Here is a 5213-nt window from a genome sequence, read left to right as displayed (position 1 = left end):
TTCTTTATCGAAAAATTTTATTTCAAACTAAAAAAGATATTCTAATAAATAATTAACGTGGTTAAAAAGAAATATCTTTTTAAATACACAAACCAATTTTAGGATATATATTATAGACATTGCATTCATATACATTTTCAACTTGATGGCAACGAGAGAACCTCTAACATTTTGCTAAATGAAAAAATAAGCTGGCCCATATGGACAGCTTATTTACATCATTATTATTATTATTAGGAGTGAGCAAACAAATCACTTCAATGTCATCTTAAGTTTAGTTTTTTCAACTCTTCTTCAGGGATATTTCTATGTTTGTATTGAATTGGTTGTATTTCATTTCCTTTTATACGAAAAGTAATGGTGTCCTCTCCATATAATACGTTAAAACCTCTCACTAACTAGCTCTTTTATCGAGTTTAATTTTGAAGAAAGCTCGATAAACCATTCTTCATCCCCTGTTACTAATGCAAGGTCTATAAGATAAAGGATTTGCTCCTTATTTATTACCTTTGATTCAGGGAGTTTGTTAACATGTTTACTAAAGAGTAAAATAGCTTCGTTCATTGTGTACTTGTCGTCACGTTTCACAATACTAACTGTGACTACACCTTCCACTTCATCAAGTGATACAATGTAACCAACTATGAATTCACCCTCATTTGATATTCCACGAACCCAATCTCCTACTTTTAATACTTGATTATTATTTGACATCATACTTTTTCACCTTCTTATAAATATTTTTTGTGGTGATAAAAAAATAAAAACAAAATCAAACTGTAATATTTTCCATTACATTTAAATAGTAAGAACTTACGGCTCTATATAACAATTAAGCCGCTTAACGTTCTTGATTGATAAGATCCACAACTTCTTTCATTGTATAGTTCTTTAAATATTCACCTAGATGTTCTTCCGCCCCTAAGAAAATAGTGAACAGGACTTTTTGCATATTCAAACCTACAATACACTGATCATTTGATTCAGGACACTTAGGTTGCAACGCACCTTCAGAGGTTATTTGATAAATATGCCATAGATTAACTTCATCTAAATCCCGAGCGAAAATAAACCCTCCACCGGTCCCCTCTTTTGATTGTATAAACTTATGTTTTTTTAACAAACTTAGCACTTTGCGAATGCGTACTGGGTGAACACCTGCACTTTCTGAAATCGCATTACTTGTTGACATCCGGTCTGGCTGTAAAGCTAAATAAGTTAAACTGTGTATGGCCAAGGTAAAGTCGCTGTTCATTGTTTTCCTCCTACGATCAAAACTATTGTTTCTCCTATATTAACATACTGTAGCCATAAACATTACAGATAGGTTAGTTGAACGTTAAAATATATAAGAACCACTCTTAGCATAAAGAAATAGATTCCATAAATTCATTTAGCTTTTTAAGTTAAAAATACATTTAAAGACTCCATTGTTTCTTCACTTGTTCTTCTGCCAACTGTTTAATTTTTGTCCATATCGTATCTTTATTCACAATAACATTTGTTTGATAATTTCTATCGTTATAATTGACTGTAACGCATACTTCTATCACCTTCTGTTTCCTCCTTTCAAACAAATTTCTTATCTATATTTAAGTCCTGAAAAGTCTTAGATTTAGTTAAATCCTCTAACTTGTAACTTCACTTTTTAAATAATTCAATTTAAAAGCCCCACTGTTTTTTGACTTGTTCTTCTGCCAATTGTTTAATTTTTGTCCATATCGTATCTTTACTTACAATAACATTTGTTTGATAGTTTCTATCTTTATAATTAACTGTAACGCATACTTCTATCACCTTCTGTTTCCTCCTTTCAAAAAAACTTCCCTTAAAAATATTACTTATTAATTAGCCAGCTTTTGTAGTTCAATATTCAAAAATGTTCGAACGCTACGTGGTAAAAACTTGCGAATTTCTTCATCATTAAAACCAATCTGTAATCTTTTCTCGTCCAGCATAATTGGACGACGCAGCATTAGCGGATGCTCAATGATTAATTTATAAAATTCATTCAGCGAAAGCTCATCGATATTTATATTTAAGTCTTGAAAAGTTTTGGATCTAGTTGAAATTATTTCAGTAGCACCCTCTTCCGTTAAACGAAGAATGGATTTAAGTTCATCCACTGTCATAGAATTGGATACGATATTTTTTTCAGTATAATCAATTTGATTCTCCTCCAGCCATGCTTGCGCTTTTCGGCATGAACCACAGCTTGCTGTTGTATATAAAACCACCATATTTCACTCACTCCTTTCATGTTCTTTATGAAACTTCTATTTTAAATATCGGTCATTTAAATGTATTAAAAAAAATTACAGTTTAGAATCAAATTCACGTAATATTAGTTATTCAGCAATGTTTCATGCTACATTTTACAAACGATAACAACTCACTTTTAAAAATCTTACTGTAATTTTAAACTTTACAGTTCAATTAATCAACTGTTAAGTCTTGGATTAATTAATCATTTTTTGTGAATGTCCCCATAGTGTTATGCTGACCAATTCCAAATGCACTTCAAAGTACATTTTATTCATTCCTTACTTACATGTGTTATTATGAACGATATTTAGCATAATAAAAAGTACGTACTTTAAAGTGTTATAGGTACTAAAAAGTAACATATACACTTTCTAGTGCAGTTCTGCTTACTTCTTTCTTACATTGGTTATTATGAACAATATTTCGCACAATAAATAGTACGCACTTTAAAGTGTTATAGGCACCAAAAAGAAATCATTTTAGTATTAAAGCGTATGTAGGCTCTAAACTGTAATCTGAATTCATCAAAGGAGTTTTTTATGAAGACATACAATATTCCTGTAGAAGCGACTTTGGAAGTTATTGGCGGAAAGTGGAAGGTTGTTATCCTTTGCCATTTGAAGAAAGGAACAAAAAGAACGAGCGAATTAAAACGTTTAATGCCTGGTATTACACAAAAAATGTTAACACAACAATTACGTGAACTAGAAGACGACGATGTAATCCAAAGAAAAGTGTATGACCAAGTACCACCGAAAGTAGAGTATTCTTTAACAGGTTACGGTTCGTCTTTAGGAGCCATACTCGATTCCCTCTGCACTTGGGGAGAGGTTCATCTTGAAAAAAACGGAAATACGTCCATGCTTATAACAGCCGATGAATAATAGCTGTTCCTACTATATTGAAGTCAGAAAATAGGTTGAAGCAATACTTGCCCCAACCTATTTTTTATACCTCTTTATAACTCTTTGCGGTAATGACTGTTTCGAATTCAAAGGTTTCCGGCAAATGATCGGCGTAAGAGTACTCAAAAGTGCGTCCATCCGTTAAGTAGGCTACTTGTTCAACTCTCATTAGAAAATCTTGATTTGTTAAGTTCATAAACTGCTTTTCATTATCATCTGGGCGAACCCCTTTGACCCTAACAACGGATGTTCCTACTTCAAGTCCAAGTTTATTTTGAATGTGCGAGTAGATCGATTCCCCTAAAACAGAAAGCTCAACACCTGGGATGACCGAAATAGGCATCCATGTATGCTCCATAATCGTCGGAATACTGTGAATGATGCGGAGACGAATGATTTTATATACAAAATCACCCACTGAAATCCCTAATTTTTCAGCAATGATTTCATCGGCTCCGACAATCGTAAACTCGATAATTTTACTTTTTACCTCGCTGCCATAAACAGCTTTCGTACCTGTTAAAGTTTGAATCATTCGTGCCTTTTCCTGCTGATGCCAATCTTGAACGACTGTTCCACTTCCGCGCCGGCGGATAATGTAGCCGTCTCTAACTAGCAAATCTAGCGCCTTTTTAATAGTAAGAACTGAAACGCCAAATTCTTCAGCAAGGACAGGACTACTTGGGATTTTTTCATTAATTTTATATTCAGCGTCTAAAATTTGCTGTTTAATTTTTTGATAAATGCCGAGGTATTTTACTTGCGTTGATCCACTTGCCACTTCCCTACCTCCTTTTATGCTTACCTACCTTCTATTCATTCAAATTTAAAGCCTCAAGTTTGTAAACTGAAGGTGATGGGGCAGCAAATCCGTTTTCCAAGATTTCAATATTCGTTACCGCTTCTTCGTCTTGCACAAGCTTTGGTGCACTATTTACGATTGTTTCATACGCTGCATCATAGAAACGACCGTAATCGCCAAGCGGCGTTTTAATTTGTTTTTCAATCCAATCACCGTTTGCATTTCGATATTTAGCAATTCCATAGTACATCGGCGAATCTTCACCAAATCCTGCACTCTCAGGCATAATACCCGCTTTCAAGTCATTTTCTTGCTGATCTTCACCATATTTAATAAACGATCCATTTGTTCCATGAACGATAAATCGTGGATAATCTTTCGCTACAACATGGTTCGTTTTCAGTTTAATTTTCAGCTGATTTCCGTAATGTAGACCAACATCGAAATAATTATCAACCGCACTTTCCACTTCATTATTACGAATATCGTATGTCACCGTATCTGGACGGCCAAACAATGAAATCATACGGTCCATCGTATGAATACCTAAACTGTAAAATGAACCTTCTTCTTTTGAACCTTCGTGATTGATTGAACCTGGACGGAAATAATCAATATGTGATTCAACCTCAACAATATCACCAAGGAATCCTTGTTCCACAACTTGCTTAACTGCTAAGAAATCACCATCAAAACGACGGTTTTGATAAGGCATAACTACTACACCTTTCTCTCGTCCTAAAGCTAATAATTCTTTCGCATGTTCTACTGTATCGCAAAATGGTTTTTCAACGATAACTGATTTCCCAGCAAGTATAACTTGTTTCGCCAATTCATAGTGCGTATGTGCTGGCGTACAGATTGTCACTACTTGAATTTCTTTGTCATTCAACAATTCGTCCAAATCAGTAGTGAAACAAACACCTTTACTCTTATATGGAGCCGCTAATTCTTCACTAATTTGACGACCAAAAATTGTTTTTACTTTTATATTTTCACGTGTATTTACATAAGGTAGGTGATAGCGGTTAGCTGATTTTCCAAATCCAATAAAGCCCATTGTTAATGTCATATTCTTCAACTTCCTTGCTCATAAAATTTTGTTTCTATTTTTATTATATATTTTTATCATTAAAAGTATATAGTTTTGATTTTAAATATATATAACAAATAAAAAAGTCGGGATACAAATCATTCCGATTTTCACCCCGACTTTTTATTTCAAGTTATGGATTTATAAA

General features: G+C 33.5%; 8 protein-coding genes and 1 pseudogene. 1 reads left to right on the top strand and 8 read right to left on the bottom strand.

Translation table 11 applies throughout. The features are described 5' to 3' along the window. Positions 1-263: 263 nt before the first annotated feature. The 6 genes and pseudogenes from KI369_RS29960 to spxA all read right to left on the bottom strand — a co-directional run. A pseudogene (locus KI369_RS29960) lies at positions 264-383 on the bottom strand (DUF3888 domain-containing protein); the annotation flags it as partial. Then, on the bottom strand, positions 382-717 hold the full coding sequence (locus KI369_RS27200) for an IDEAL domain-containing protein (RefSeq protein ID WP_212958695.1): 336 nt from the start codon (positions 715-717) through the stop codon (positions 382-384). The pseudogene KI369_RS29960 and the gene KI369_RS27200, both read right to left, overlap by 2 nt. Positions 718-841: 124 nt before the next feature. After that, positions 842-1255 (bottom strand): Rrf2-family transcriptional regulator SaiR, encoded by a 414-nt coding sequence (saiR, locus tag KI369_RS27195; protein WP_212958693.1) that lies wholly within the window; start codon positions 1253-1255, stop codon positions 842-844. A gap of 163 nt (positions 1256-1418) precedes the next feature. Next, positions 1419-1553 carry a BA3454 family stress response protein gene (locus KI369_RS27190; protein ID WP_000573529.1) on the bottom strand — a complete coding sequence of 45 codons (135 nt, stop codon included), beginning with the start codon at positions 1551-1553 and terminating at the stop codon, positions 1419-1421. 109 nt (positions 1554-1662) lie between these two features. Next, entirely contained in the window at positions 1663-1797 is a 135-nt protein-coding gene (locus KI369_RS27185; RefSeq protein WP_212958691.1) for a BA3454 family stress response protein, read from the bottom strand. A 47-nt stretch (positions 1798-1844) separates the two neighbouring features. Continuing rightward, complete coding sequence (gene spxA, locus KI369_RS27180) at positions 1845-2240, bottom strand: transcriptional regulator SpxA (protein WP_212958689.1); 396 nt, start codon at positions 2238-2240, stop codon at positions 1845-1847. Between the two features lie 564 nt (positions 2241-2804). On the opposite strand from spxA, the gene KI369_RS27175 reads away from it, so the two are divergent. After that, on the top strand, positions 2805-3149 hold the full coding sequence (locus tag KI369_RS27175; protein ID WP_212958688.1) for a winged helix-turn-helix transcriptional regulator: 345 nt from the start codon (positions 2805-2807) through the stop codon (positions 3147-3149). Positions 3150-3213: 64 nt separating this feature from the next. Here KI369_RS27175 and KI369_RS27170 read toward each other — a convergent pair whose 3' ends face one another. Both KI369_RS27170 and KI369_RS27165 read right to left on the bottom strand, forming a co-directional pair. After that, positions 3214-3951, bottom strand: coding sequence for a GntR family transcriptional regulator (locus KI369_RS27170; RefSeq protein ID WP_212958686.1), 738 nt, complete (start codon positions 3949-3951; stop codon positions 3214-3216). Positions 3952-3982: 31 nt separating this feature from the next. Next, positions 3983-5044, bottom strand: a complete 1062-nt coding sequence (locus tag KI369_RS27165) for an oxidoreductase (RefSeq protein WP_212958684.1) — start codon at positions 5042-5044, stop codon at positions 3983-3985. Between the last annotated feature and the right edge of the window lie 169 nt (positions 5045-5213).

Source organism: Bacillus sanguinis, from assembly GCF_018332475.1.
Lineage (GTDB): Bacteria > Bacillota > Bacilli > Bacillales > Bacillaceae_G > Bacillus_A > Bacillus_A sanguinis.
The sequence above is the reverse complement of the archived record's forward strand: the minus strand, read 5'-3'. Positions and strand labels throughout refer to the sequence as shown.